Source organism: Pandoraea communis (assembly GCF_902459745.1).
Lineage (GTDB): Bacteria > Pseudomonadota > Gammaproteobacteria > Burkholderiales > Burkholderiaceae > Pandoraea > Pandoraea communis.
Map to the genome: position 1 here is coordinate 107,546 of NZ_CABPSJ010000004.1, position 24,503 is coordinate 132,048.

Annotated in this window: 24 protein-coding genes; 6 read left to right on the forward strand and 18 right to left on the reverse strand. The window is 63.7% G+C overall.

Features of this window, described 5'->3' with window-relative positions; translation table 11 throughout:
• Positions 1-89: 89 nt before the first annotated feature.
• The 7 genes from purH to PCO31110_RS15175 all read right to left on the reverse strand — a co-directional run bounded on the left by purH (position 90) and on the right by PCO31110_RS15175 (position 7,622).
• The gene (purH, locus tag PCO31110_RS15145) at positions 90-1,655 is read right to left on the reverse strand and encodes a bifunctional phosphoribosylaminoimidazolecarboxamide formyltransferase/IMP cyclohydrolase (RefSeq protein ID WP_010803992.1); all 1,566 of its coding nucleotides are present in this window, start codon (positions 1,653-1,655) and stop codon (positions 90-92) included.
• A 59-nt stretch (positions 1,656-1,714) separates the two neighbouring features.
• The gene (locus PCO31110_RS15150; protein ID WP_010803993.1) at positions 1,715-1,948 is read right to left on the reverse strand and encodes a Fis family transcriptional regulator; all 234 of its coding nucleotides are present in this window, start codon (positions 1,946-1,948) and stop codon (positions 1,715-1,717) included.
• Positions 1,945-2,973, reverse strand: coding sequence for a tRNA dihydrouridine synthase DusB (gene dusB / locus PCO31110_RS15155; protein WP_370855831.1), 1,029 nt, complete (start codon positions 2,971-2,973; stop codon positions 1,945-1,947). The genes PCO31110_RS15150 and dusB overlap by 4 nt, the downstream gene beginning before the upstream one ends.
• Before the next feature lie 107 nt (positions 2,974-3,080).
• Entirely contained in the window at positions 3,081-4,394 is a 1,314-nt protein-coding gene (locus PCO31110_RS15160) for a UbiH/UbiF/VisC/COQ6 family ubiquinone biosynthesis hydroxylase (RefSeq protein WP_150690789.1), read from the reverse strand.
• Entirely contained in the window at positions 4,394-5,725 is a 1,332-nt protein-coding gene (locus tag PCO31110_RS15165) for an aminopeptidase P N-terminal domain-containing protein (RefSeq protein WP_150690790.1), read from the reverse strand. Before PCO31110_RS15165 ends, PCO31110_RS15160 begins: the two co-directional genes overlap by 1 nt.
• Positions 5,726-5,776: 51 nt before the next feature.
• Positions 5,777-6,517, reverse strand: a complete 741-nt coding sequence (gene murU / locus PCO31110_RS15170; protein ID WP_150691034.1) for an N-acetylmuramate alpha-1-phosphate uridylyltransferase MurU — start codon at positions 6,515-6,517, stop codon at positions 5,777-5,779.
• A gap of 19 nt (positions 6,518-6,536) precedes the next feature.
• On the reverse strand, positions 6,537-7,622 hold the full coding sequence (locus PCO31110_RS15175; RefSeq protein ID WP_150690791.1) for an aminoglycoside phosphotransferase family protein: 1,086 nt from the start codon (positions 7,620-7,622) through the stop codon (positions 6,537-6,539).
• Positions 7,623-7,836: 214 nt separating this feature from the next.
• Here PCO31110_RS15175 and PCO31110_RS15180 point away from each other — a divergent pair, with 214 nt between their 5' ends.
• The 4 genes from PCO31110_RS15180 to rsmA are packed head-to-tail and all read left to right on the forward strand — an operon-like array spanning position 7,837 to position 13,472.
• Positions 7,837-10,146, forward strand: a complete 2,310-nt coding sequence (locus PCO31110_RS15180) for an LPS-assembly protein LptD (RefSeq protein WP_168162954.1) — start codon at positions 7,837-7,839, stop codon at positions 10,144-10,146.
• Positions 10,139-11,506: a peptidylprolyl isomerase gene (locus tag PCO31110_RS15185; protein ID WP_150690792.1), complete on the forward strand. Its 1,368-nt coding sequence runs from the start codon at positions 10,139-10,141 to the stop codon at positions 11,504-11,506. The genes PCO31110_RS15180 and PCO31110_RS15185 overlap by 8 nt, the downstream gene beginning before the upstream one ends.
• A gap of 42 nt (positions 11,507-11,548) precedes the next feature.
• The gene (gene pdxA / locus PCO31110_RS15190) at positions 11,549-12,628 is read left to right on the forward strand and encodes a 4-hydroxythreonine-4-phosphate dehydrogenase PdxA (protein WP_150690793.1); all 1,080 of its coding nucleotides are present in this window, start codon (positions 11,549-11,551) and stop codon (positions 12,626-12,628) included.
• Positions 12,629-12,638: 10 nt separating this feature from the next.
• Positions 12,639-13,472 carry a 16S rRNA (adenine(1518)-N(6)/adenine(1519)-N(6))-dimethyltransferase RsmA gene (rsmA, locus tag PCO31110_RS15195; RefSeq protein ID WP_010804002.1) on the forward strand — a complete coding sequence of 278 codons (834 nt, stop codon included), beginning with the start codon at positions 12,639-12,641 and terminating at the stop codon, positions 13,470-13,472.
• On the opposite strand, the gene PCO31110_RS15200 is transcribed toward rsmA, so the two are convergent.
• Positions 13,447-14,337, reverse strand: a complete 891-nt coding sequence (locus PCO31110_RS15200; RefSeq protein WP_010804003.1) for a DMT family transporter — start codon at positions 14,335-14,337, stop codon at positions 13,447-13,449. The two genes, rsmA and PCO31110_RS15200, sit on opposite strands and share 26 nt — an antisense overlap.
• A 249-nt stretch (positions 14,338-14,586) precedes the next feature.
• On the opposite strand from PCO31110_RS15200, the gene PCO31110_RS15205 reads away from it, so the two are divergent.
• On the forward strand, positions 14,587-15,024 hold the full coding sequence (locus PCO31110_RS15205; RefSeq protein ID WP_150690794.1) for a rubredoxin: 438 nt from the start codon (positions 14,587-14,589) through the stop codon (positions 15,022-15,024).
• Positions 15,025-15,109: 85 nt separating this feature from the next.
• Here the strand turns inward: PCO31110_RS15205 and PCO31110_RS15210 are convergent, their stop codons facing one another.
• Genes PCO31110_RS15210 through PCO31110_RS15235 form a run of 6 tightly spaced genes read right to left on the reverse strand, consistent with a single transcriptional unit; the run spans position 15,110 to position 20,660 of the window.
• Positions 15,110-15,907 (reverse strand): phosphodiesterase, encoded by a 798-nt coding sequence (locus PCO31110_RS15210; protein WP_010804005.1) that lies wholly within the window; start codon positions 15,905-15,907, stop codon positions 15,110-15,112.
• Positions 15,908-15,930: 23 nt separating this feature from the next.
• A complete protein-coding gene (locus tag PCO31110_RS15215; protein ID WP_036664516.1) occupies positions 15,931-17,190 on the reverse strand; it encodes an ABC transporter substrate-binding protein in 1,260 nt (419 codons plus the stop codon).
• A gap of 8 nt (positions 17,191-17,198) precedes the next feature.
• On the reverse strand, positions 17,199-18,041 hold the full coding sequence (locus tag PCO31110_RS15220; protein ID WP_010804007.1) for a carbohydrate ABC transporter permease: 843 nt from the start codon (positions 18,039-18,041) through the stop codon (positions 17,199-17,201).
• Entirely contained in the window at positions 18,041-18,910 is an 870-nt protein-coding gene (locus tag PCO31110_RS15225; protein ID WP_150690795.1) for a carbohydrate ABC transporter permease, read from the reverse strand. The genes PCO31110_RS15220 and PCO31110_RS15225 overlap by 1 nt, the downstream gene beginning before the upstream one ends.
• A 2-nt stretch (positions 18,911-18,912) precedes the next feature.
• Entirely contained in the window at positions 18,913-19,998 is a 1,086-nt protein-coding gene (locus tag PCO31110_RS15230; RefSeq protein WP_010804009.1) for an ABC transporter ATP-binding protein, read from the reverse strand.
• A 5-nt stretch (positions 19,999-20,003) separates the two neighbouring features.
• Positions 20,004-20,660, reverse strand: coding sequence for an HAD family hydrolase (locus PCO31110_RS15235; protein WP_150690796.1), 657 nt, complete (start codon positions 20,658-20,660; stop codon positions 20,004-20,006).
• A 113-nt stretch (positions 20,661-20,773) separates the two neighbouring features.
• Here PCO31110_RS15235 and PCO31110_RS15240 point away from each other — a divergent pair, with 113 nt between their 5' ends.
• Positions 20,774-21,562 (forward strand): DeoR/GlpR family DNA-binding transcription regulator, encoded by a 789-nt coding sequence (locus PCO31110_RS15240; RefSeq protein ID WP_150690797.1) that lies wholly within the window; start codon positions 20,774-20,776, stop codon positions 21,560-21,562.
• Positions 21,563-21,571: 9 nt separating this feature from the next.
• On the opposite strand, the gene gloA is transcribed toward PCO31110_RS15240, so the two are convergent.
• The 4 genes from gloA to gmhB all read right to left on the reverse strand — a co-directional run bounded on the left by gloA (position 21,572) and on the right by gmhB (position 24,500).
• Entirely contained in the window at positions 21,572-21,958 is a 387-nt protein-coding gene (gloA, locus tag PCO31110_RS15245) for a lactoylglutathione lyase (protein WP_150585663.1), read from the reverse strand.
• A 110-nt stretch (positions 21,959-22,068) separates the two neighbouring features.
• Positions 22,069-22,950, reverse strand: a complete 882-nt coding sequence (locus PCO31110_RS15250; protein WP_010804013.1) for a M48 family metallopeptidase — start codon at positions 22,948-22,950, stop codon at positions 22,069-22,071.
• An 84-nt stretch (positions 22,951-23,034) separates the two neighbouring features.
• Positions 23,035-23,820, reverse strand: a complete 786-nt coding sequence (locus PCO31110_RS15255) for a lysophospholipid acyltransferase family protein (RefSeq protein WP_010804014.1) — start codon at positions 23,818-23,820, stop codon at positions 23,035-23,037.
• A gap of 86 nt (positions 23,821-23,906) precedes the next feature.
• Positions 23,907-24,500, reverse strand: a complete 594-nt coding sequence (gene gmhB / locus PCO31110_RS15260) for a D-glycero-beta-D-manno-heptose 1,7-bisphosphate 7-phosphatase (protein WP_010804015.1) — start codon at positions 24,498-24,500, stop codon at positions 23,907-23,909.
• Between the last annotated feature and the right edge of the window lie 3 nt (positions 24,501-24,503).

The window sequence follows — 24,503 nt, forward strand, 5'->3', positions numbered from 1 at the left end:
CTTCGATTTGCTTCGAAGCGGCATTTTTGTCTCAACCGAGCGGTATGACGCCCGAAGGCGCAATTCTCTGTCGCAGAGCTTAGGGGCGCTTAGTGACGGAAGTGACGCGTACCGGTCATTAGCATGGCGACGCTGCGTTCGTCGGCAGCGGCAATGACCTCATCGTCGCGCATCGAGCCGCCCGGGTGAATCACGCAGGTGGCGCCTGCGTCGACCACCACGTCCAGGCCGTCACGGAACGGGAAGAACGCGTCTGATGCCACCGCCGAGCCGATGAGCGACAGACCTGCGTTCTGTGCCTTGATGCTGGCGATACGTGCCGAGTCGACGCGGCTCATCTGGCCGGCACCCACGCCCAGCGTCATGCCGCCAGCGCAGAACACGATAGCGTTCGACTTGACGTACTTCGCCACGCGCCACGCGAAGAGCAGATCTTCCATTTCCTTCGGCGTCGGATGACGCTTCGTCACCACACGCAGTTCATGCGGGGCCACGTTCTTGGCGTCCGGCGACTGAACGAGCAGACCGCCGCCCACACGCTTGAAGTCGTATTGATTCACGCCGTTGCCCAGCGGGACTTCCAGCAGGCGCACGTTCTGCTTTGCAGCGAAGATTTGCTTGGCGGCGTCGGTAAACGACGGGGCGAGCAGCACTTCCACGAATTGCTTGACCACCGATTGTGCAGTCGCTTCGTCAACTTCGCGGTTGAACGCGATGATGCCGCCGAAGGCCGACGTCGGATCGGTCTGGAATGCCTTCGCGTACGCTTGCGCGGGCGTGGCGGCTACGGCCACGCCACACGGATTTGCGTGCTTGATGATGACGCAGGCCGGGGCGTCGAACGTCTTCACGCATTCCCAGGCGGCGTCGGCGTCGGCAATATTGTTGTACGACAGTTCCTTGCCCTGAAGCTGGCGATAGTTCGCGAGCGAGCCTTCCGGTGTGACGATGTCGCGGTAGAAGGCGGCGCTTTGGTGCGGGTTCTCGCCATAACGCATGTCCTGCACCTTCGTATACGCCAGATTCAGCGTAGCCGGGTAGGCGGAGCGCTCGCTGTGACGCAGCGACTCGTCAAGGCTCGTGAGGTAGTTCGTGATCGCGCCGTCGTACTGGGCCGTGTGGGCGAACACCTTGGTCGCCAGACGGAAGTTCGTGGCGTAGCCGACCGTGTTGCCGTTCGCCTTCATTTCATCGAGCACCACGGCGTAGTCGGCCGGATCGACGATCACGGTGACATCGCGGTGGTTCTTCGCCGCCGAGCGCAGCATGGTCGGGCCACCGATGTCGATGTTCTCGATGGCGTCTTCGAGCGAGCAATCATCGCGGGCGATGGTCTGTACGAACGGATACAGATTCACGACAAGCAGATCGATCGTCGGAATGTCGTGTTTCTCGAGCGCGGCCATATGCTCGGGCAGATCGCGGCGGGCCAGAATGCCGCCGTGCACCTTCGGATGCAGCGTCTTCACGCGCCCGTCGAGCATTTCCGGAAAACCGGTGTAGTCGGCCACTTCGGTCACCTTCAAGCCGGCTTCTGCCAGCAGTTTGGCGGTGCCGCCAGTGGAGAGGATCGACACGCCCTGAGCAGCGAGCGACTTGGCGAAGTCGACGATGCCGGTCTTGTCGGAGACGGAAATGAGAGCTTGCTTGATCATGACGGACGGTAGTGAAGCGGCAAAAACGGGCGAGTTGGGCGAATGGCTGGGCGCAACGGTTAGAGCAGGCCGTGCTGCTGCAACTTCTTGCGCAGCGTGTTGCGGTTGATTCCCAGATATTCGGCGGCGAGCGACTGGTTGCCGTCGGCCTTGCCGAGCACGAACTCGAGCAGCGGCTTTTCAACGACCGAGACGACCATATCGTAGACATCGTGTGGCCGTGCGCCATCCAGATCGCGGAAATACGAATCCAGACTGTCGCGCACGCATTGTTCTATGTTTGTTTTGCTCATGCTGCTAATAGCTCCCTCGGCGATTCTTGTTCATAGCAGAGGCGGTCCGAGTGCGCCTTCTGCTGTTCGAAAAACTCGTTGACCGCAGCCAACTGTTCCTGCGTGGTGTCGAGCGTATTCATACGCTGGCGGAACGTGGCTGCCCCAGGCAGGCCACGCGAATACCACGCGATATGCTTGCGCGCGGTCCGCACACCGGTGTACTCCCCATAAAAGTCGTAATGGTCTTCGAGGTGTTCGTTCATGATCTGCTGGATCTCGTCGACGCGCGGCGGCAAAGCAATCTCGCCCGTCGTGAGAAACAACTCAATATCGCGGAACAACCACGGGCGTCCCTGCGCGGCGCGGCCGATCATGATGGCGTCTGCGCCGGTGACTTCGAGCACATGCTTCGCTTTCTGCGCCGTAGCGATATCGCCGTTGGCCACCACCGGAATACGTGCGGCGGCCTTTACGGCGGCGATGGTCTCGTACTCCGCGTCGCCGTGATACAGATCGGCGCGGGTGCGGCCGTGAACCGTCAGCATGCTGATGCCGCACGCTTCGGCAATACGGGCGACCGTGAGGGCATTCTTGTGTTCGCGGTCCCAGCCCGTGCGAATCTTGAGCGTGACCGGCACCACGTCGCCCACGGCGCCAACGACGGCGGACACGATTCGGGCGACGAGCGGTTCGTTTTGCAGGAGGGCCGATCCGGCGGCAACGTTGCAGACTTTCTTGGCCGGACAGCCCATGTTGATGTCGATGATCTGTGCGCCGCGTTCCACGTTATAGCGGGCGGCCTCGGCCATCATGGCCGGGTCGGCGCCGGCAATTTGCACCGAGATCGGGGCGACTTCGCCAGCGTGATTCGCCCGGCGCATCGTCTTCTCGCTCTTCCAGAGCTGTGCGTTCGACGCCACCATCTCCGAGACGGCATAACCCGCGCCGAGTCGTTTGCACAACTGGCGGAACGGCCGGTCCGTCACACCCGCCATGGGAGCGACAAACAGGTTATTGCGGAGTTCGTGGGGGCCAATACGCACGATGAAGGGAAAAGGCGGGAAAAAGTTTGTATTTTACTGCGAAAACCCGTTCCCGTCGCCTAAAAAATGTGCAAATCGTTCGGGAGGGTTTGCCGGGAAAGCCCGGTTCAGCCGCGCTGGCCGAACAGCATCTGGCGAGCGAAGGCGGTTTTGACCGGCGGGACGAGGTCGAGACCGGCCAGCGCCATGCCGCGCAGAACGGCGACAGGCGCGGCGTCGATGCCGAAGACGCGAGGCAGCAGATCGGTAATGCGGATCGTGAGGCCGCGGTCGGCGCGACGCCGGCGGGCGAAGGCGGTGAGCGCGGCGGGGCCCGGCACGCCATGGTGGTGGGGGGCACTGTGCGCGTTGCGCACCAGCGTGTCGGCCAGATCGAAGGCGTCGCGCAGGCCGAGATTCAGGCCTTGTCCGGCGACCGGGTGGAGCGTTTGCGCGGCGTTGCCGATGGCGGCGATGCGGCCGTCGACGACGTGCCCGAGGGCGTTCAGGCCCAATGGGAAACCGGCGCGGGCGGTCACCGATGTGAACCGGCCCATGCGGTCGCCGAACGCCGTGTGCAGTTCCGTGAGGAACGACGCGTCGTCCATCTCCCGACGGCGTTTCGCCTCGGCGTGCGAGCAACACCACACCAGCGCGTAGCCGTTTTCCTGCGGTAGCAGTGCCAGCGGGCCGTCCGGGGTAAAGCGTTCCCATGCCCAGCCGATGCGCGGCCGCTCGCAGGTGACGAAGCCGACGAGCGCCGTCTGACCGTAGTCGCGCGCGCGTGGGCGAGCCGTCTGGCTCTCGAACAGGCCACCCTCTGCGTTCACGGCAAGCGTGGCGTGCAACGTGTGCGCCTCGTCGTCGACCGAGGTGCCGAGGGTGATCGTGACCTGTTGGGAATCCTGACGCAGGGCGATTGCCCGATAGGGGCGGAAGTGATGCAGGCCCGGTGCGTCTTGCGAAGCGGGCGACGATGGGGCGGCGGGGGCGTGCTCGAAGCGGGCAGGAACGCGTGACATGGCAGCGTCCAGCGCGCGCATCAGCGCGCCGTATCGCACCACGTAACCCAGCGCGGGAACGCCGTGATCGAGATAGTCGATTTCCGTGCTGCCGAAGCGTTGCGCCTGCGAGACGTGGATATGCTGAATCGGTGTGCTGTCGAGTCCCAGCCCGCTGTGCGGCCATGCGCCGGCGCGCGTGAGAATCTCGCGGCTACCGTGCGAGAGGGCGAGTGTGCGCGGGTCGTCGTAACCGGCCTGTGCGCTGCGCCCATCCACCAGCGCGATGCGCAATTGCGGCGCGCGTTGCGCAAGCATCAGCGCGAGCGCCGTGCCGACAGGGCCGGCACCAACGATCGCCATGTCGAACCGCCGGACCGGATGTTCGTCCGCCGTGGGCGAGGCGGGTGTCGGCGAGGCGGGGGGCTGGGCGTGCGTCATCAGCCGCGCATCAGGGCTTCGATCTCGTCGGCATCGACCGGCACGCCGCGCGTGAGCAGCGTGCAGCCGTCTGCGGTCACGACCGCATCGTCTTCGATACGAATGCCGATATTCCAGTAGCGCTCGTCGATGTCCGGCGCGGGCCGCACATAGATGCCGGGCTCGATGGTCGTCACCATGTTCGCGGCCAGCGTCCGCCACGGACGTTCGCCGTTCGCACCGTCCTCGCGGTACTCGCCGCAATCGTGCACGTCCATGCCGATCCAGTGCCCCGTGCGGTGCATGTAGAAGCGGCTGAACGACTTGTTGGCGATGACGTCGTCGAGGCTGCCGGCGATGTCGCGCTTGAGAAGGCCAGTGTCGAGCATGCCCTGTGCGAGCACGCGCACGGCAGCGTCGTGGGGCGCATCGAAGCGCACGCCGGCGCGTGTGGCGTCGATGGCGGCTTGTTGCGAGGCGAGCACGATGTCGTACAGCTCGCGCTGTGCGGGGGTGAACTTGCCGTTCACCGGGAACGTGCGTGTGATGTCCGAGGCGTAGCCGTCCAGTTCGCAAGCCGCGTCGATCAGACACAGATCGCCGTCGCGCAACTCCGTGTCGCCCGCGCGATAGTGCAGCACTGTCGCGTTGGCGCCGGTGGCGACAATCGAGCCGTACGCCGGGAATTGCGAACCGTTGCGGCGGAATTCGTACAGCAGCTCGGCTTCGAGATGATATTCACGCAGCCCCGGGCGCGATGTCTTCATCGCACGCACATGGGCATCGGCCGAAATCTTGCCGGCGCGCGCCATGATGTCGATTTCAACGCGGTCTTTGACCAGACGCATCTCATCGAGAATCGCGCGGATATCGCGTGCGGCCGACGGGGCGGATACCCCCGTGCGGCTTTGCGCACGCACCGCGCTCAACCAGTGACGCACCTGACGATCCTGCTGGGCCGAAGCGCCGAGCGCATAGAAGAGCGCGGGAGCGTCGGCCAGCAGTTGCGGCAAACGCGTATCGATCTCGTCGATGGGGTAGGCAGCGTCGAAACCGAAGGTCTCGCGTGCGGCTTCCGGGCCGTAGCGATAGCCGTCCCAGATCTCGCGTTCTTCGTTCTTCGCGCGGCAGAACAGGATCGAGTGCCCCGTGCGGCTGTCGAGTACGACGACCGCTTCGGGCTCCGTGAAGCCCGACAGGTAATAGAAATAGCTGTCGTGACGGTAGGGGTAGTCGCTGTCGCGGTTGCGCGGCACTTCCGGCGCCGTCGGCAGAATGGCGACGCCGCCACCGGCCTTGCGCATCTGTTCGATGACTCGCTCGCGGCGGGCACGGTAAGGGGAATCAGACATCGCGGGCTCCATTTCGTCTATTCGTTCGAGTTCAGGCGTGTTCGGATGTATTCAGGCGATTCTACTGCCGGGGGCGAGGTCTTGCCGGGCGCGCACGTCGGCATCCAGTTCGGCGAGCTGTGCCGGGGTGCCAACGTTTTCCCAGATGCCATCGAAGCGCTCGCCGCTTGCCTGGGCGGCGGCAATCGAGCGCTGATACAGCGGCGTGAGCGCCATGCGCGTGCCGGGGGCGATGCCGTCGAACAGGCGCAGGTCGTACAGCGCAATATTGCCGAACGTCAGCGGGCTGGATGCGGCCGGCGCGGTCTCGGGCAGATACAGACGCCCTGTCGCGTCGAGCGCGAAGTCTCCTGCCGGATGAAACGGCGGGTTCGGCACCATCACCAGATGCATTCCAGGCGCGGACTGTGCGGCCATACGCGCAGCCTGCGGACGCAACGATGCGTAATCGAACGCCGTGAACACATCGCCCGAAATTGCCAGAAATATGTTGCCGGCCCCTTCGAGCAACGCACGCGCCTTCGCAATCCCGCCGGCGGTCTCGAGCGCCTCGGCCTCGGCCGAGTAAGCGAGCCGCACGCCGAACGCGCCGCCGTCGCCAAGCGCGGCTTCGATCTGCGCACCCAGCCAGGCGTGATTGATGACGATGTCCGCGAAGCCCGCGCGCGCGAGCGCTTCGATCTGCCACACGATGATCGGTTTGCCGCCAACGCTCAGCAGCGGCTTGGGCGTGACGTCGGTGAGCGGGCGCATGCGTTCGCCGCGTCCGGCAGCGAAGATCATCGCTTTCATTGCTGTCATGCGGCGCGCCTCAGAACGTGTAGCCGACGTCGACCTGCTGGCCGGTCAACTCGTCGAGCAGCTTGGCCAGCGGGCGCAACGGCGCGTAACGATCGGCAACCTTGCGCGCGTACTCGATGAAACGCGGGGTATCGGCCAGATAGCGCGGCTTGCCGTCCCGATAGTTGATGCGCGCAAAAATGCCGAGCACCTTCAGGTGGCGTTGCAGGCCCATCCATTCTGCCTGCCGGTAGAACTCGCCGAAGTCCGGGTCGACCGGCAGGCCGGCCTTGCGGGCGCGTTCCCAGTAATAGGCCAGCCAGTCGAGCTGGCGCTCTTCATCCCAACTGCGAAACGCGTCGCGCATGAGCGAGATGACGTCGTAGGTGAGCGGGCCGTAGACGGCATCCTGAAAGTCGAGAATGCCCGGCCCCGTGGTGCCCGGCAGGCCTGGCATCAGATTGCGGGGCATGTAGTCGCGGTGCACGAACACCTTGGGTTGCGCGAGGGCATTGTCGATGAGCAACTGATTGATGCGATCGAGCGTGGCCCGTTGATCCGCGCCTAATTCCACCTTCAGATGCCTGCCGACATACCAATCCGGGAACAGGTCGAGTTCACGCCGGAGCAGCGCCGTATCGTAGGGAGGCAACACATTCGGCCGCGAGCTTTTCTGCCAGACGATCAAGGCGTCGAGGGCGGCGCGCATGAGCGTGCGCGCGTTCTCCTCGTTGATCACGTCGAGATACGTCTCGCGTCCGAGATCCGTCAGCAGAAGGAAACCCTGCGCGAGATCCTCGGCCAGCACCTTCGGCGCTTGCAAGCCCGCTTCGTCGAGCAATTGGGCGACGTGAACGAACGGGCGGCAATCCTCCTGGGGCGGTGGCGCGTCCATCACGATCAGGCTCGGATGGGCCGGATCGTGACTGCCGATGCGAAAGTAACGCCGGAAGCTGGCGTCTGCCGACGCCGGTGCCCACTGTGTCATGTCGAGCGCAAACGGTTCGGCCACGCTGGCGAGCCAGTTGCTCAGGGCTTTCAGGCGGGGATCGGCGGCGTCGGAGAGCGAGTGGGAAGCGTTGGAAACACTCGCGGCGGCAATGGGGTGTGCGGTCATGATGGGGGCGGTAAACGTCTTGCCATATAATACCCGATCATGTTTTCCCGACGCCCTGATTCTCGACCTCGATCGACCGTCCCGAATGTCCCGGCCAAGCCGTGCAGACATCCGGGATTGGCTGCCCGCAAGCGGCGCCACGATTGTCACGCTGTTTGCGTACATGCCGGATAAACAAGTCCATACGAATGATGATTCTTCGCTGCGTCGCCTGATGCGTACGCGGCGTAAGCCGCTGGCACTCCTGCTCTCCCTTCCCGGAGTGTGGTGTTCGCTTGCCGGCGCACAGGAAGCCCCCCCGCCCGATATCGCCAGGAGCGACGGTCTCGTGCTGCGCACGGTGCCGGCACTTGTCGACAACCCGTTGGGTGCTGGTGAAGATGTGCCGATGTACGTGCGCGGCATGCACCTGACTGGCCGGACCAACGTGGATGCGACGGTCGATGACGACGCTGAGGCGCGCAAATACCGCCAGTTCGTGAAGGGCGACCGCCTGACGTACGACCAGGACTCGGATGAAGTCGTGGCGCGCGGCAATGCGCGTCTTTCTCAGGGCGGGAATCTGTTCGTGGGCCCCGAGGCCCATATGTATACCGGCGCGGGCGACGGCTACATGCTGACGCCGACTTACCGGCTGGTATCGGGTGGTGGCGGCAAGTCGGAGCGGGCGGACATCGAGGCGAACAACCTCGTGACGTTGCAGCGAGGCACCTATTCGGCTTGCGCATGTACGGACGAAGGCCAGACACCGGCCTGGTACATCAAGGCGTCCGAGTTCGAGTTCGATCAGGAGCAACAGGAAGGCACGGCGTATAACGGCATTCTGTTCTTTCAAGGCGTGCCGATTTTCGCCAGCCCGTACCTGTCGTTCCCGACGTCGAACGAACGCCGCTCAGGCTTCCTGGCGCCGACGTTCACGCAGTCGACCCGTACGGGCTTCGAGCTGTCCACGCCGTACTACTTCAACATCGCGCCGAATCGTGACCTGACGATCACGCCCCGCTTCATGACCAAGCGGGGTGTGATGCTCATTGGTGACCTCCGCTATCTTGAGCCGACTTACGCAGGGTTGTTCCACCTTGAGTATCTGCCGAAGGATCGCGTGACGGGCGACGCCCGTTACACGTTCACGTGGCAGCATAGTCAGTCGCTCGGCTACGGCGTGAACGGCTATGTCAACTTTTCGAAGGTATCGGACGACACCTATCCGGACGACTTTGGTGCTGGCACCAACTTCCAGACGGGGGTACAACGCGTCTACAACCGCGAAGCTGGGTTAACGTGGGGCTACGGCAACTGGTCGTTCCTCGCACGGGTGCTGAAATATCAGACGCTCGCACCAAGTGCGCCGCAGTACGAGTCGGTGCCGGAGCTGTCGGCGACATACAACAAGCTCGATTTCCACGGTTTCGATTTCACGATGCCGATCCGGTACAACCGGTTCCAGATCGCATCGTCGACGGGCCAGCCGAATGGCGAGCGGCTCTATGCGCAGCCGACGTTGAGCTACCCGATTCTGACGCCAGGCTACTTCGTCGTACCGAAGGTCATCTTCAATGCGGCTTCGTACAACGTCAATTACCCGAACGGATCGATGATGCAATCGTCGATTACGCGTACCGTACCGACGTTCAGCTTCGATACCGGGTTGACGTTCGAGCGCCCGGTGAACCTATTCGGTACGGCGATGCGGCAAACGTTGGAGCCCCGCCTGTTCTACGTGTATACGCCGTATCGCAATCAGAGTTCGATCCCGATCTTCGACGGTGCGGTTTCTGACTTCAACCTCGCCGAAATTTTCAGCGAGAACTCGTTCATCGGCGTCGATCGGATTCAGGATGCCAATCGCGTCACGATGGCGCTGACGTCGCGCCTGATTGATGCGGAGTCGGGCGTGGAGCGTGGCCGTGTCTGGTACGCGCAGCGTTACAACATTCAGCAATCTCTGGTGACGATGCCGGGCGGCAAGCCGGAAGACGCCGGCGTGTCCGACTTCCTGGTCGGTGGTTCGGCGCTGCTGTATAGCAACATCACGTTCACGTCGAACGTGCAGTACAGCCCGAATACGTCGCAGTTCAACCGGGGGGACGCGGGCATTACATGGCGTCCGGGCGAGCGCCGCGTATTCAACCTGTACTATCGTTACCTGCGCAATCCCGCGCCGGTCGTGGGACAAACCGCATTGTCGATCACGCCGATCAACCAGGTCGAACTTTCCGGTCAATGGCCGATCACACCGCGTCTCGGGGTTGTCGGGCGTTTGAACTACAGCATTACCGACAAGACGTTCATCGATGCCCTGGCGGGTTTCGAGTATGATGCCGACTGCTGGGCCTTCCGGGTGGGGCTCCAGCGGTACGCGACCAATGCCACTACGACGACCTCGCGCATCTTCGCTCAGTTGGAGTTGAAGGGCTTGACCAAGTCCGGCAACAGTGCCACAGAAGCCTTCAAGGTCGGGGTGCCGGGCTATCAGGCGCCGCCGACGAACCAGATTCCTTCTCGATTCAGCAACTATGAATGACATGTTTGTGAAGCGTGCCTCGCTGCTGGCGGGCCTGTGTCTCGCGGCAGGGGTGGCAGTGGCTCAGCCGGCGCCGGTCAGCGCCAAAGCCGCCGGTGCGCCTGCGTCGACCGCACGCGCGGTCGATTCCATCGTGGCCGTGGTCAACGACAGCGTGATCACGCGCAAGGAACTCGACACGCGGATCGAGGAGGCCAAGCACCAGCTCACGCTTGCCAAGCGTCCGATTCCGGACGCCGACATGCTGCAGCGTCAGGTGCTCGAGCAAATGATCATCACGCAGGTGCAGCTCCAGCGTGCCAAGGATGACGGCATCGTGGTGAAAGACGCCGATGTCGAGCAGGCACTGCAACGCATTGCCGCCGACAACCGTCTGAGCGTCGATCAGTACAAGGCGCGCCTGTTGCAGGCCGGTGTGCCCTGGGACGCGTTTCGCAAGGAAGTGCGCGAACAGATCATTCTGGCGCGTCTGCGCGATCGCGAAGTCGACAGTCAGGTGCAGGTCAGCGACTCGGAGATCAACACGTTCCTCGCGGCGCAGCGTGGCGCGGCGGCAACCCCGTCGGCACCCGAATACCGTTTGAGCGAAATCCTCGTGAAGCTGCCTGACGGCGCAACGCCCGATCAGGTCAGCGCCGCACAGAAAAAGGCCAACGAGGCCCTGGACAAGGCAAAGGCCGGGGGTGACTTCGCCGCGTTGGCAAAGCAGTATTCGGATGCCTCCGACGCCGCCAACGGTGGCGACATGGGCTTTCGCATTCCCGAGCGTATTCCCGATCTGTACCTGAATCAGATTCAGACGCTGCAGCCGGGCACCGTGGTACCGCAGGTGCTCCGCAGCAACAACGGCTTCCACGTCATCAAACTGGTCGAGACCCGCAAGCAGGGTGGCGATCAGGGCATGACCGTACCGCAGATCCACGCGCGTCACATCCTGATCCGGGTGGGCGACGGTGTGTCGGAAGCCCAGGCACGTCAGAAGCTGCTCGACATCAAGGCGAAGGTCGAATCGGGCAAGGGCGATTTCGCCGACTTCGCGCGCCAGTTCTCGGTGGACGGCTCGGCGTCGCAGGGCGGCGATCTCGGCTGGATCTCGCCGGGCGAAACGGTGCCGGCGTTCGAGCGAGCCATGTCCGAACTCAAGGACGGTCAGATCAGCGACCCGGTGCGCTCGGAGTATGGTTATCACCTGATTCAGGTGCTGGGACACCGCGAGTCGCAAGTCTCGGGCGATCAGGAGCGCAATCTCGCGATGCAGGAACTGCGTGGCCGCAAGGCAGAGCAGCAGTACCGCGACTGGTTGCAGCAACTGCGCGACAGCGCTTACGTCGACTATCGTCTGAGCAGCGCGCAGCAGTAAGCGCTGCATGAGACGTTTCGCCAACCCCCTCCCTTTTCAGGCATGACTCCCGACCGGTCCTTCGTCCTCGCCATCACCACGGGTGAACCGGCGGGCGTCGGGCCGGAGTTGACGGTGCAGGCGCTCGTGAAGTGCCTGTCCACCGCGCAAGAGACTGCCGGCCCCGCCGTCGATACCACGCTTTCCCGTTGCCAGTTCGCTGTGCTCGGCGATGCCTCGTTGCTCGCCGCGCGCGCACAGGCCGTAGGGTTGGGCGACGCGTGGCAGGGGTTGTTGGCAAGCACGCGAGTCCGTGTCGTGCATCATCCGCTTGCGGTTGCGGCGCAGCCGGGGCAACTCGACGCCGCCAACGGCCGCTACGTGCTGGCGTTGCTCGACGATGCCATCGACGGCGCCTTAGCGGGCACCTACGATGCCATCGTCACGGCCCCCCTGCAAAAGAGCACGATCAACGACTGCGGCGTGGCCTTCACCGGACACACCGAGTATCTCGCCGAGCGCACCGGCACGCCCCGTGTCGTCATGATGCTCGCTGGCGGCGGGTTGCGTGTGGCGCTGGCAACGACTCACCTGCCGCTCGCGCAGGTTCCCGGTGCCATTCGTCGCGACGATCTGTTGCAAACACTCGTCATCCTCAATCACGATCTGATGCGTCACTTCGGTCTGACGCGTCCGCGCATTCTCGTGACCGGGCTTAACCCGCACGCAGGTGAGTCGGGCTACCTTGGACGCGAGGAGATCGACGTCATTACCCCTGCGCTCGACGATGCCCGCGCTGCCGGCATCGATGCCCGTGGCCCGTATCCTGCCGACACGCTGTTCCAGCCGAGGCATCTGGAAGGGGCCGACGCGGTTCTTGCGATGTACCACGATCAAGGGTTGCCCGTGCTCAAGTACGCGAGCTTCGGCGCGGGGGTGAACATCACGCTTGGCCTGCCCATCATTCGCACGTCGGTCGATCACGGTACCGCGCTCGATCTCGCAGGCACGGGGCAAGCCGAGAGCGGTAGCTTGCTCGAAGCCTTGCGCACGGCGGCTATCATGGCGGCCAACGCCGCAACACACGCACCATCGACGGCCGGCACGACCGGCGGTCCGGACGCCGCACAACCGCGTTCATAAGGAATTTCACATGAGTAGCGCATCGAAGCGCACGGGCGTCCAACAGGGCCACGTGGCGCGCAAACGTTTTGGTCAGAATTTTCTCGTCGACATGGGCGTGATCGACGCGATCGTGAGTGCCATCTCCCCGCGCGCCGACGACTTGATGGTCGAGATCGGACCGGGGCTGGGCGCCCTGACGACGCCGCTTACCGAGTGGCTGACGCATCTGCACGTCGTCGAACTCGACCGCGATCTGGTCGGCCGTCTCTCGCGAAAGTTCGGTGAGCGCGTGAGCGTGCATGCGGGCGACGCGCTCGATTTCGATTTCGGATCGCTCGTCCCGGAAGACCGCCGTGACGAAGCCCCGCTGCGCATTGTCGGCAACTTGCCGTACAACATCTCGAGCCCGTTGCTCTTTCACCTGATGCGTTACGCAACGCTCGTGCGCGATCAGCACTTCATGCTCCAGAACGAAGTGGTCGAACGTATGGTGGCGCCCGCCGGGTCGAGCAACTACAGCCGGCTCTCCGTCATGCTTCAGTATCGCTACTGGATGGACAAGGTGCTCGACGTGCCGCCAGACGCCTTCAATCCGCCGCCGAAGGTCGATTCGGCCGTCGTGCGGATGATCCCGCGTGCGGTGGCCGATCTGCCGCAGGTCGATCTGGACGTGTTCGAAGCGGTCGTCGCGCAGGCATTCTCACAGCGCCGAAAGATGCTGCGCAACACGCTGCACAGCTATCGCGACCGGGTCGATTTCGACGCACTCGGGTTCGATCTCACCCGCCGCGCCGAGGATGTCCCGGTCGATGAGTACGTGAGCCTTTCGCGCGCGATCAGCGGCGCCGGTTCACAAGGCTGATCCCGGCGAATACAAGGACGACGGCGCACCCAAAGCGCCATCCGACCGATTCGCCGAGAATCAGCACGCCAAACGTCACGCCGAAGAGCGGGCTCAGGAACGAGAACGACGCGAGGCGGGCGGCGCTGTAGTGCGTGAGCATCCAGAACCAGATCAGATAGCTCGCAAAAGCCACGCCGACGGACTGATAGGCGAGGCTGACCCACGCCGTGGTCGTCATCGGGGCGATATGGACGTTCCCTGTCGCCAGCGCCAGCGCGCAAAGCATCACGGCCGAGACGGCGAGCTGATAGAGCAGCGTCTTCGACGGTGCTGCCGTCGCCAGGCGCGACGCCCGCACGACCACCGTCGTCAATCCCCAGAGCAACCCCGCCGCGATGCCGAGCAGGTCGCCGGGCCAGGTCGTCGCAAGGTCTGAGCCGCTGCCGTCGGAGAACGCCACCACGATGCCGCAGAAGGCGGCGGCCATGCCGAGCCATTGCATCGGCCGCAGACGCTCGCTTGGCACCGTCCAGTGCAAGCCGATGGCGGTGAAGCAAGGGGCCGAGTAGACGAAGACGGCCATGCGCGAGGCGGTCGTATGCGTCAGGCCGACGAAGATGCAAAGGAATTCCAGCGAAAAAAGTACACCGGCGAGAATGCCTGCGGGCAACGTGCCGTCGCCCGTCACCAGCTTCTGACGGCGCCACAGCATCCATCCGCCCACGAGCACTGTCGCAATCAGGGAGCGCAAGCCCGCTTGCAGCACGACGGGCACGACAGGCGCGGCCAGTTTGACGGCAACCTGCTGGCCACCCCATATCGCACACAAGACCAGCATGATGGCGAGCGCTGTGGCATCGATCGGGTGTGCCGTGGTTTTCATGGAATTGTTTAGGATAGCGATGTATTGTGCGTGCAGTACGCAATGCCGCCCATTGTCACCGATACCGCGGCTGCACGCCGCATTCTGGTGCGGGCAACATGGGTAATTCGATAGGTATTGTTTCGTCGTTCGGCACAATGTCTCCCCATTTTAAGGGTTTATTGCGCGTCGCCGTGCCGATACAATGCTCCGCGCGGACGATTGCGTCCGCCTCTGCTTGCCCTGTCGTCATTCATCGCCGCATCTCGTATGTACAAGAAAGGCTCTGCCGTCGAACTTCAGTTTTCCCCGTCGCGACTCAATGATCTGGCTGGCGATCCGTACTGGATCGACCTCAGCCGCGACGAAGCGCAAGCGTTGCTTGCTGCCCTGCAATCGCATTTGAGCCGTCCGACGAGCGACGCCTGTGGCACAGAATCGCCGCTGGTATTCACGTTGCAAGATCCGGCGGCCGCCCGACAGGCCGAGAGCCCCCGGGGCGATGACGTCGTGTCGGCGTCGAGCGATGAGCGGGTCACGGCGTCACGGCAATGGGTTTGCGTGATCTGCGGCTGGATTTACGACGAAGCGCAGGGCTATCCCGAAGATGGCATCGCGCCGGGAACCCGCTGGGAAGATGTGCCGCAAGACTGGCGCTGCCCGCTGTGCGACGTCGGTAAGGAAGATTTCGCGATGGTGGAGTTCTGAGGTTTCGACAGCCTCGCGCCGGTTCGCTGGACCGAAAACGGCGCCACGCGGCGCCCTCTGCGGCGCCGCCGAGGCTTGCCGAAAATCACAGCACGTAGTTCGGGCTAGTGTCCAGATAGTCTTCCAGATGCAGCAGTACCTGCCCTTCGCGCAGCAGCAGCACGCCGTATTGCGGGTTCTCGTTCTTTCCCACGATGTTTAGCGATGGGGCTTGCAGTTGCAGCGCGACATGGTGGTTGGTGCTGCGCAGCGTGGAGTAGGGCATGCCTCGGAAGGTGCCGAAGATCGGGCGGTGGATGTGGCCGAAGAAGCAATGGGCGATACGCGACTCGAAGCCGTCGATGGCGGCCTCGAACGGACCGGTGTCGCGCAGGGAGATGTCGTCCATGCTCGTAATGCCGATCGGGAAGAACGGGTGGTGCATGAACAGCAGCACGGGCTTGTCCGCGTCCTTCAGCGCGGCCCTGAGCCACTGCGCGCGCTGCTCGCAAAACACGCCCCAGTGCACGCCCGGCTCGTTAGTGTCCAGGAAGAGGGCGGTGTGCCGCTCCAGCGGGACGGCGTATTGCACGAACCCGTTGGCATCGCGCGGGATGTGCGGGAAGTGGCGCACGAAGTTGGTGCGGCTGTCGTGGTTGCCGAGGATGGGGTAGACCGGCATGGGCAGCGCCGCGAGGCATTCGCGCAAATGCTCGTAGGCGTTGTCGTGCCCGTAGTGGGTCAGATCCCCGGTGATGAAGACGGCACGAGCATCGGCATGGTGGACGTTGATGTGCTCCACGGCCTGCTGCAGGCGCAGCTTGGGATCAAGCCCGTACAGCGCGCCGGCGTCCTTGACGAGGTGCGTGTCGGTCAGGTGGATGTATTTGTCGAAGCGGGTCATGTCGGCAGGTTCTCCGGGCGGGATCAGTCGAGGAGCTTTTGCACGTCGGCGGCCATGGCCTTGAGCGCGTCCGCAGGCGTGGCGGAGCGGTCGAACACCGTCTGCGTGTGGTTGTCGATCACATCGGTGATCTTCAGGCCGTTTTCGCCCGGGAAGGCATACCAGCCGGTCAACAAGGGAATCTGCCTGACGGCGGTGTACTGATTGGGGTTCTGGTCGTAGTAGCCCTTCAGGCGGGCCGGGTCGTTGATGGGCAGGGTGTTGGCGGGGAAGTAGCCGGTGTTCTTCGTCATGATGGTGGCGCCTTCGGGCCCGGTGGCGAATTTAATGAACTCCCACGCGGCTTTCTGGCGTTCGGGATCACGCGTGAACATCATGGCGACGTTGCCGCCTGCGGGTACGCGGCCGTTCTGGGCGGGCACAGGGAACAGGCCGGTCGCCAGCTTGAAGCGGTTGCCGATCAGCTTTTCGATCTGACTCAGGCGCGATGTGGACGTGACCAGCACTGCCAGGCGGCCCGAGACGAACATCTGCGAAGCCTCCTTGTAGCTGATGTTGTCCATGGTGCCGCCCTGCGCCATGCGCCCCATCAGCGCCATCGCGCGCTGACCGGTGGCATCGTCGAACGCCACCTTCTTTTCCGACGCGTCCAGTATCTTGCCGCCCATCGAGTACACCAGCGATTGCCACAGCCAGTTGCCGGAGATGCGCCAGTCGAAGTACAGGCCGCTGGTGCCGGCAGTGGCTTTGCGCGATGCGTCCGACACGCGCAGGATGTCGTCCCAGGTCTTGGGCAACTGCGCCGCGGTCGTCCCGGCTTTGCCCAGCAAGTCCATGTTGTAGTAGACGATGGGCGTGGACAGTGCGAACCCGATGCCGGCCTGCTTACCCTGGATCTGCCCGAGTGCCAGCAGGGAGGCGCTGTAGCCGCTTTGCTCCCAGTGCTTCTCCTGCCGGATGAAGGGCGTCAGATCGACGGCGATGCCGCGATCCACGAAGATGCGCTGCCGGTTCAATCCCTGGAACGAGACATCCGCCAACTGCTTGGTGACCGCGTGGCGCAGCGCCTGCTGGGCAGCCACTTCGTATTCAGGCGTGGGAGAGCGGAACTTGACCGTGTAGTCGGGGAACTTCTCGGAGAACTTCCGGGCGATGGCATGCTGCGTGTCGTTGAACAGCTCCGGGTACGGATAGTCCACGATCAGCTCGACCTTGGCGGCATGAGCCACGCTCAGCAGGGACAGCGCGCCGAGGATGGCGGCGGCGAATTTCAGTTTCATCATCAACTCCTTCAAGCTTTGACGCCCGCAAAAGTGACGCCTTCGATAAAGCGCTTTTGCGCGAACAGGAAAAACACAACCAGCGGAATCGTGATCATCACGGTGCCCGCCATCAGGGGGCCGTAGTCGCTGCCGGCATCCTCGTTGGCGAAGAACATGGCCCCCAGCGGCGGCGTGGCCAGGTCCTGGGTACTGATAACCAGCAGCGGCCAGAAATAGTCGTTCCAGTGCCACACGACCGAAAAGATGGAGAAGGCCACGACCGACGGCATGCACGCGGGCAGGACCACGCGCCACACCAGCTCGAACTCGCCCATGCCGTCGAGCCGCGCGGCGTGGATCAGGTCGTCGGGGACACCCTTGATGGCTTGACGGAACATGAAGATGCCGAAGGCTGATGCGACGAACGGAATGATCAGTGCCGCGCGGCTGTCCAGCAGCCCCAGGTGGTACAGGAAGACGTACAGCGGGATTGCCGTTGCCTGGAACGGCACCATCAACGACAGCATCACCAGCCCCCAGGCGAGGCGGCTGCCGCGAAAGCGCAGCTTGGCAAAGCAGTAGGCGGCGGGGAAAGCCAGCACGATTTGCGCGGCCAGTATGCCAAGGCACACCACCACGCCGTTGAACAGGTAGCGCAGCAGCGGCACGCGGGTGAGCGCGGCACGGTAGTTCTCCCAGGCGGCCCAGTCATGCGGCAATAGCCGCAAGCCGGCATCGAAAATCTCGCTGGCGGGCTTGAGCGAGATGGACACCATCCACACGAAGGGCAGCAGGTACAGCAGGGCCAGCGTCATCAGCAAGGCATGACGCACGCAGCGGCCTGCCAGCGAGGGGGCGAGAGGGGAGCGCATCAGTAGTGGGTCCTTTTTTCCATGCCCCTGTGCTGCACCAGGGTGAGCAGGAAGATGCAGGCCACGAAGACCACCGTCATGGCGGAGGCGTAGCCCATCCTGAAAAAGCCGAAGCCTTCGGCATAGATGCTGTGCAGCAGCACATCGGTGGCCTTGTTGGGGCCGCCCTGTGTGAGCACGTGCACGGTGTCGAACACTTGCAGCGCGCGAATGGCGCACACCGTGACGACGAACAGCATCGTTGGACCGAGCAGCGGCAGCAGCAGCCGGAACAGGCGGTCCACCGGATTCGACATGCCGTCGAGCAAGGCGGCGTGGCGCAGCTCCGGCGGAATGGCCTTGAGGCCTGCAAGGAACATCACCATGGCCAGGCCCGACATCTGCCAGATGCCGATCGCCGCCAGCGTGGGCAGCGCCAGGTCGTAGTCCCGCAGCCAGTTGTACGGCCCGAGGCCTACTAAGCCGAGCAATCGGTTGAGCAGGCCTAGCGTGGGGTGCAGCATGAACTGCCAGACCACGGCCATGCCGATCAGCGTGGAAGCCACGGGCAGGAACAGGGCGGTGCGGTAGAAGCCGCGCAGGCTGGTGTGGGCTTCGATCAGCAAGGCGCTGAGCAGGCCGATGGCGATGGCGCCGAGCGATACCCAGACGAGGTAGTAGACCGTGTTGCGGAACGCCTTGCGAAAGCCCGGGTCATCCCACAGCTCACGGTAGTTATGCAGGCCGATCCAGTCGAAGTGGCTGGCGCCGAACTGCCAGTCGGTCAGCGACATCACGGCCACGATGCCCATGGGGGCGAGCAGTAGCAAGGCGGTCAGCGCCAGACTGGGCAGCAGCATCAGGGAGGTTTGCAGGCGGGGCACTGACATGCTCATGCCTCCACGCGGCGGCCTTGCGCGTCGAAGAAAACGGCCTGCGACGGGGGAATATATAGCGTCGTCGCATCGCCCTCGCGCACGGGCTGCATCGCGTCAGCCACCACCGTGATTTCTTCCTCGCTTGCCGTGCGCGCGGCCACGACCTTCTCGCTGCCCGCGTACTCCACCGATTGCACGCGTACCTTCACGGGCCACGCCCCGCTGGCGGCGTGCCACAGGAACTGGTGCGGGCGCACGCCCACCTCCACGGCCGGAGCGGGCGTGGCTTGGGCGGTACCCTCCGGCAGCGATCTCAGCGACAAGATATTGATCCGTGGCGATCCGACGAAACGGGCCACCTCCTTGCTGACCGGGCGCTGGAACAGCGCCTCCGGGGTGTCGAGTTGCAGGATGCGTCCGTTCTTCATGACCGCTACGCGATCGGACATGGACATCGCCTCGTGCTGGTCGTGCGTGACGTACACGAAGGTCACACCCAGTTGGCGGTGCAGCGCACGGATTTCGCCGCGCAGCGACTGGCGGAGGTTGGCATCGAGGTTGGACAGCGGTTCGTCGAACAGGAACAGCGAAGGACTGCGCACCATCGCGCGCGCCAGCGCGACGCGCTGGCGCTGACCGCCCGAGAGTTGTGCGGGCTTGCGCTCCCAGAGGTGGTCGATGCCCAGGGTCTGGGCCACTTTGCGTCCGCTTTGCTCCACCTGCGTATGTGTGCGGCGCACGGCGGGGCTAGCGTGCCGTACGAGCGGCAGCCGCTGCCAGAACGAGAGCTGACGCATCAACAGCGGCGTGCAGATGTTGGCGCCCACGGTCATGTGCGGATACAACGCGTACGACTGGAACACCATCGCGCAGTCGCGCTCGGATGGCGTTTGCGCCAGGATGCTCTGATGGTTGCGCCGGATGTCGCCACTGTCGGGCAGATCCAGCCCGGCCAGAAGCCGCAGCAGCGTGGACTTGCCGCACCCGGAAGCCCCCAGCAGCGTCAGGAATTCGCCATTGCGGATATGCAGATCCAGCCCGTCCAGAACCGTTGCGTCGCCGTAGCGTTTGGTGATGCCTTGGATGTCGATGTGTGGCATGGCGGTCAGCAGCCCAGCAGCCGGGCCAGTTGTGTGAAGGACTCGAAGCGCAGCGCCGCAGGTGACAACTCGTTCAGGTGCCGGTGATAGCCGCACAGGTGCGCGGCGAAGGGCACGCCCGCCGCGTGCGCGCATTGTGCGTCGATGCACGAATCGCCCACGAACAGTGTCTCGCCTGGTGAGGTCGAGAGTTGCGCCAGGCAGGCGTGCAGCGGTTGCGGGTGGGGCTTGGGGTGCGCTGTGTCTCCCAGACAGATCAGCGCGTCGACGGCGGCGTCCAGGCCGTGGTGCCGTAGCAGCCGCAGGGCGCTGGCGCGATCGCGATTGGTGCAGATGCCGATACGTGCGCCAGCCGCCTGCACTTGTGTCAGCAGCTCCGGCACGCCGGGGTACAGCGACGCGTCGAGCAAAAAGTCGTTCAGATAGCGGGCTAGCAGCTGCGCGTGTTCACGCGCCTGTTGCTCGGTGGAGATCGCCGCTTGTGCCATCGCCAGCGCGAACATGGGGGCGATGCCCGCGCTTAGTTCCTGCTTCAGCCGTCGCAAGTCGAGGGCTTGGCCGGGTAGGTGGGCATGCAGCGTAGCAACGAGGCTGGGCCAGCTGTCAATCAGCGTGCCATCCAGGTCGAAAATGGCGGCCTTGTAGGTGATTTCGAATTTCATGATCGAAAATGTACGAATAGATCATGAAATTCATGTGACAACGATCATTTTCGATCTTAATTTGATCGATCATGGTTTTTGAATCACAATAGCACCCACCGAGCGAGGGCCGAATGATCAAAGCTGAACGACACCAACGAATCCTGGCGCGCATGCAAGAGGCGGCATCTGTCACTGTGAAAGATCTGGCCAAGGCCTTTGCCACGTCGCCCATCACCATCCGACGCGACCTGATCGAGTTGGGCGAGCGCGGTCTGCTTGAGCGCACCCACGGCGGTGCGATTGCGACTCATGAGGTTTTCGCCGAAGGCTCGGCGCGCTACGAGATGTACAACTACGGTGAGCGCAACCATCAGCAGTCACAGGAAAAGGCCGCCATCGCCGAATGCGCCGCGCAGTTCGTCAGCGATGGCGACAACATTCTGATCAACGCCGGCACGACCGCACAGGCGTTGGCGCAGGCGCTGCGCGGGCACCAGGACCTGCACGTCATCACCAACGGTCTGACTGTGGCCAGCACTTTGGGCCAGGGCGTGCGGACCAGCGTGTACGTCCTGGCCGGGCGGCTGGACGAGCGTAAGCAGGCCACCATCGAGCACCCTGGCGTAGAGGGCTTTTCACGCCTCCAGGTGCGCGAGGCGTTCCTTGGTGTGCATGCAATATCGACTGAAGGTATCTACATGCGCGATTCGGAGGACGCCAATATGAACCGCGCATTCATGGATGCCGCCCGACAGGTGACCGTGTTGGCCGACCACACAAAATTTCAGGCGTTCGCCAGCTTCCTGATTGGTGGCTGGACACGGGTTCATCGTCTAGTCACCGACGAACTGGCCGATCAGGAAGTCCTGCAAGCCATTCGTGAACAAGGGGTAGATGTGGTCGTCGTCGAGGGGCTCTAAATCCAACTGTTAATGCTTTTTTTGTATCAGTTCGATCTTGTAGCCATCCGGGTCTTCCACGAAGGCGATGATCGTGGTGCCGCCCTTGACCGGCCCGGCTTCACGGCTGATTTTCCCGCCGGCCGCGCGAATCTTGTCGCAGGCTTGATAGGCGTCATCGACTTCGACGGCCAGATGGCCGAACGCGGTGCCGATTTCGTACTTTTCCACGCCCCAGTTGTAGGTCAGTTCGAGCACGGTGTTCTCCGACTCGGCGCCGTAGCCGACGAACGCCAGCGTATACTTGTACTCAGGGTTCTCGCTCTGACGCAGCAGTTGCATGCCGAGCACGCGTGTGTAGAAATCGATCGAGCGCTGCAGGTCGCCGACGCGCAGCATGGTATGGAGCATTCGCATGGTGTGATTAACGTGTGGGGACAACGAGACCTCGATTGTACCCGCGTCCATGAAAATGAGCCGTGTTCATGTGGCGTTGAGAAATTCTGATAATCAGAATCGGTGTTCGCTCAGAATTCCGGCAACCACTCGGGAGCGTGCGACTTGAGGGTATCGCGCGCCGCCTCGAATTCCGGAAAGATCGACGCCACGGCCTGCCAGAAACGAGGCCCGTGGTTCATTTCCTTCAAGTGCGCCAACTCGTGCGCGACCACGTAATCGATCACGCCGAGCGGGAAATGGATCAGGCGCCAGTTCAGGCGAATGCGCCCGTCGGCACTGCAACTGCCCCAGCGAGTCGATGCCGACGACAGCCCCAACGCCGAATAGCGCACACCAAGCCGCTCGCCGTAGACTTCCAGCCGTGTCGTGAAGAGCTTGCGCGCTTCCTGTTGCAGCCAGCCCTGCACGCGGTCGCGCATTTGTTCCGGCGCGGCCTGTGGCGGCAGTTCGAGCCACAGCGTGTGTGTATGAATGTCGTATTGCGCGGCGCCCGCTCGTTCGCCAAGCCGCACGGTCAGCGTGTGGCCGAGGTACGGCAGCGTGGCGCCGTCGATCCAGGTCACGCGTGGCACCACACGACGTGCAGCGCGCTCGCGAAACTCGGTGATCTTGTTGAAGATCCAGCGCTTCTTCTCGACGATGGCGGCTTCCACATCGGCAAGCGTGACCCAGCGCGGGGCGGTCACGGCGAGCCCCGATTCGTCGATCATGAACCCGATGGTCCGGCGCGAGGAGCGCTTGAAGCGGTAATAGATCGCATGGCCGTCGAGCACGATCACGCGTTCGCCGTTGGCGGGTGTCCGGCGCGGGCCGGTGGTGCTGCCAGGCGGGGCGGCTTGCAGCGTGTTCGTGTCTGCCACCGATGGGCTTAATGCCGCGGACGGGCCGGGGGCATCGGTGGCCACGCCATTGGCTTCGGCGGCGGGGTTGCCGAACAGATCGAGTTCCATCTGGGGAGCAGGTGTCTCATGCCGGGAGCGGATGTCGCGGGTAGCGGGTAGGACTTTCGACATGAGACGGTCTCGGCGTGCGGGTCAGGTCCGGGGTGAGGCGTCGGGCTTGTCGGCCGAGGGGGACGCGTTCGCTCTCGGCTTCGACGTGTAGGCGTCCGGGTCGATGCGCACCATTTCGCGTTCGATCCATTCGGCCACGTCGGCGTTGACGGCTTCGGGTGTGCGGCCCGCCGTTTCAATGACCGGCCCGATCGATACGATCACTTCGCCCGGGTACTTCTTGAACGAGTTGCGCGGCCAGACACGTCCGGCATTGTGCGCGATGGGCACGACGGGCGCGCCGGTCGTTGCTGCGAGCCGGGCGCCGCCCGACTTGTACTTGTTGCGCGAACCGGTCTTCGTACGCGTGCCTTCCGGGAACATGATGATCCACGAACCCTCCGCCAGACGCTCGCGGCCTTGTGCGACGACCGACTGAAAGGCGTCGGTGCCCTTGCTGCGGTTGATGTGAATCATGCTGAGCAGACCCAGCGCCCAGCCGAAGAACGGTACGTAGAGCAGCTCGCGCTTGAATACGTAGCACAGCGGGCGAGGCATGAGCGCGGGCAGTGCGACCGTCTCCCAGGCCGACTGATGTTTCGACAGGATGATCGCGGGGCGGTCGGGCAGGTTCTCCCAGCCAATGACCCGGTAACGCATCCCGCACAGCTTGTCGCCCACGCGAATCACGACTTTGCACCAGCCCGCCGCGAACCAGTAACGCTGCACGCGCGACAGGAACGGAAAGGACACGATGCACGCGATGGCGTACGGAATCGTCCAGACGATCAGGAAGATGAAGAAGAGAATCGAACGAAATTGCAGCATCGGGTTTTGGCCTGGGGTGGGGTGCCGGAGCGATTGTCCTACGCGTTTTGACGCGTGTCCTGGGTCATGTGGCGGGCGAGCGCCACTTATGCGCTCTTGGCGTTCTCTTCGGCGAGCAGGTCGTTCACGAAGGCTTGCAGGCTGTCGTGCACCCGTGTGCCTTCGGGCAGATTGCCGGCGGCGAGCGTTTTCTTGCCCTTGCCGGTGAGCACCAGATGCGGTTTCGCGCCCACTGCGGCGGCGGCCTGCAAATCGCGCAGCGAGTCGCCCACGGCCGGCACGCCGGTCAGATCCGTCTCGTAGCGCCGCGCGATTTCCTGGAACATGCCGGGCTTCGGCTTGCGGCAGTCGCAGGCGTCGGCGGCGGTGTGCGGACAGAAGAACACCGCGTCGATGCGCCCGCCAGCGGCAGCCGCCAGCTTCGACATCTTCGCGTGCATGGCGCCGAGCGTTGCCATGTCGAACAGCCCGCGCCCCACGCCCGACTGGTTCGTCGCCACTACGACCCGGTACCCCGCCTGATTCAGACGGCCGATCGCCTCGAGACTGCCGGGCAGCGGCACCCACTCGTCCTTTGACTTGATGAACTGGTCCGAGTCGGCGTTGATGACGCCGTCACGGTCGAGAATCACGAGCTTGCGGGCGGCGGGGCCGGGGGTACGATCTTTGCGCGAATCCATGGC

Excerpts from the sequence above, each read along its gene's own strand:
- purH (WP_010803992.1), bottom strand. The coding sequence starts at position 1,655 with ATGATCAAGCAAGCTCTCATTTCCGTCTCCGACAAGACCGGCATCGTC.
- PCO31110_RS15150 (WP_010803993.1), bottom strand. The coding sequence starts at position 1,948 with ATGAGCAAAACAAACATAGAACAATGCGTGCGCGACAGTCTGGATTCG.
- PCO31110_RS15160 (WP_150690789.1), bottom strand. The coding sequence starts at position 4,394 with ATGACGCACGCCCAGCCCCCCGCCTCGCCGACACCCGCCTCGCCCACG.
- PCO31110_RS15165 (WP_150690790.1), bottom strand. The coding sequence starts at position 5,725 with ATGTCTGATTCCCCTTACCGTGCCCGCCGCGAGCGAGTCATCGAACAG.
- murU (WP_150691034.1), bottom strand. The coding sequence starts at position 6,517 with ATGAAAGCGATGATCTTCGCTGCCGGACGCGGCGAACGCATGCGCCCG.
- PCO31110_RS15175 (WP_150690791.1), bottom strand. The coding sequence starts at position 7,622 with ATGACCGCACACCCCATTGCCGCCGCGAGTGTTTCCAACGCTTCCCAC.
- PCO31110_RS15180 (WP_168162954.1), top strand. The coding sequence starts at position 7,837 with ATGCGTACGCGGCGTAAGCCGCTGGCACTCCTGCTCTCCCTTCCCGGA.
- PCO31110_RS15185 (WP_150690792.1), top strand. The coding sequence starts at position 10,139 with ATGAATGACATGTTTGTGAAGCGTGCCTCGCTGCTGGCGGGCCTGTGT.
- pdxA (WP_150690793.1), top strand. The coding sequence starts at position 11,549 with ATGACTCCCGACCGGTCCTTCGTCCTCGCCATCACCACGGGTGAACCG.
- rsmA (WP_010804002.1), top strand. The coding sequence starts at position 12,639 with ATGAGTAGCGCATCGAAGCGCACGGGCGTCCAACAGGGCCACGTGGCG.
- PCO31110_RS15200 (WP_010804003.1), bottom strand. The coding sequence starts at position 14,337 with ATGAAAACCACGGCACACCCGATCGATGCCACAGCGCTCGCCATCATG.
- PCO31110_RS15205 (WP_150690794.1), top strand. The coding sequence starts at position 14,587 with ATGTACAAGAAAGGCTCTGCCGTCGAACTTCAGTTTTCCCCGTCGCGA.
- PCO31110_RS15210 (WP_010804005.1), bottom strand. The coding sequence starts at position 15,907 with ATGACCCGCTTCGACAAATACATCCACCTGACCGACACGCACCTCGTC.
- PCO31110_RS15215 (WP_036664516.1), bottom strand. The coding sequence starts at position 17,190 with ATGATGAAACTGAAATTCGCCGCCGCCATCCTCGGCGCGCTGTCCCTG.
- PCO31110_RS15220 (WP_010804007.1), bottom strand. The coding sequence starts at position 18,041 with ATGCGCTCCCCTCTCGCCCCCTCGCTGGCAGGCCGCTGCGTGCGTCAT.
- PCO31110_RS15225 (WP_150690795.1), bottom strand. The coding sequence starts at position 18,910 with ATGTCAGTGCCCCGCCTGCAAACCTCCCTGATGCTGCTGCCCAGTCTG.
- PCO31110_RS15230 (WP_010804009.1), bottom strand. The coding sequence starts at position 19,998 with ATGCCACACATCGACATCCAAGGCATCACCAAACGCTACGGCGACGCA.
- PCO31110_RS15235 (WP_150690796.1), bottom strand. The coding sequence starts at position 20,660 with ATGAAATTCGAAATCACCTACAAGGCCGCCATTTTCGACCTGGATGGC.
- PCO31110_RS15240 (WP_150690797.1), top strand. The coding sequence starts at position 20,774 with ATGATCAAAGCTGAACGACACCAACGAATCCTGGCGCGCATGCAAGAG.
- gloA (WP_150585663.1), bottom strand. The coding sequence starts at position 21,958 with ATGCGAATGCTCCATACCATGCTGCGCGTCGGCGACCTGCAGCGCTCG.
- PCO31110_RS15250 (WP_010804013.1), bottom strand. The coding sequence starts at position 22,950 with ATGGAACTCGATCTGTTCGGCAACCCCGCCGCCGAAGCCAATGGCGTG.
- PCO31110_RS15255 (WP_010804014.1), bottom strand. The coding sequence starts at position 23,820 with ATGCTGCAATTTCGTTCGATTCTCTTCTTCATCTTCCTGATCGTCTGG.
- gmhB (WP_010804015.1), bottom strand. The coding sequence starts at position 24,500 with ATGGATTCGCGCAAAGATCGTACCCCCGGCCCCGCCGCCCGCAAGCTC.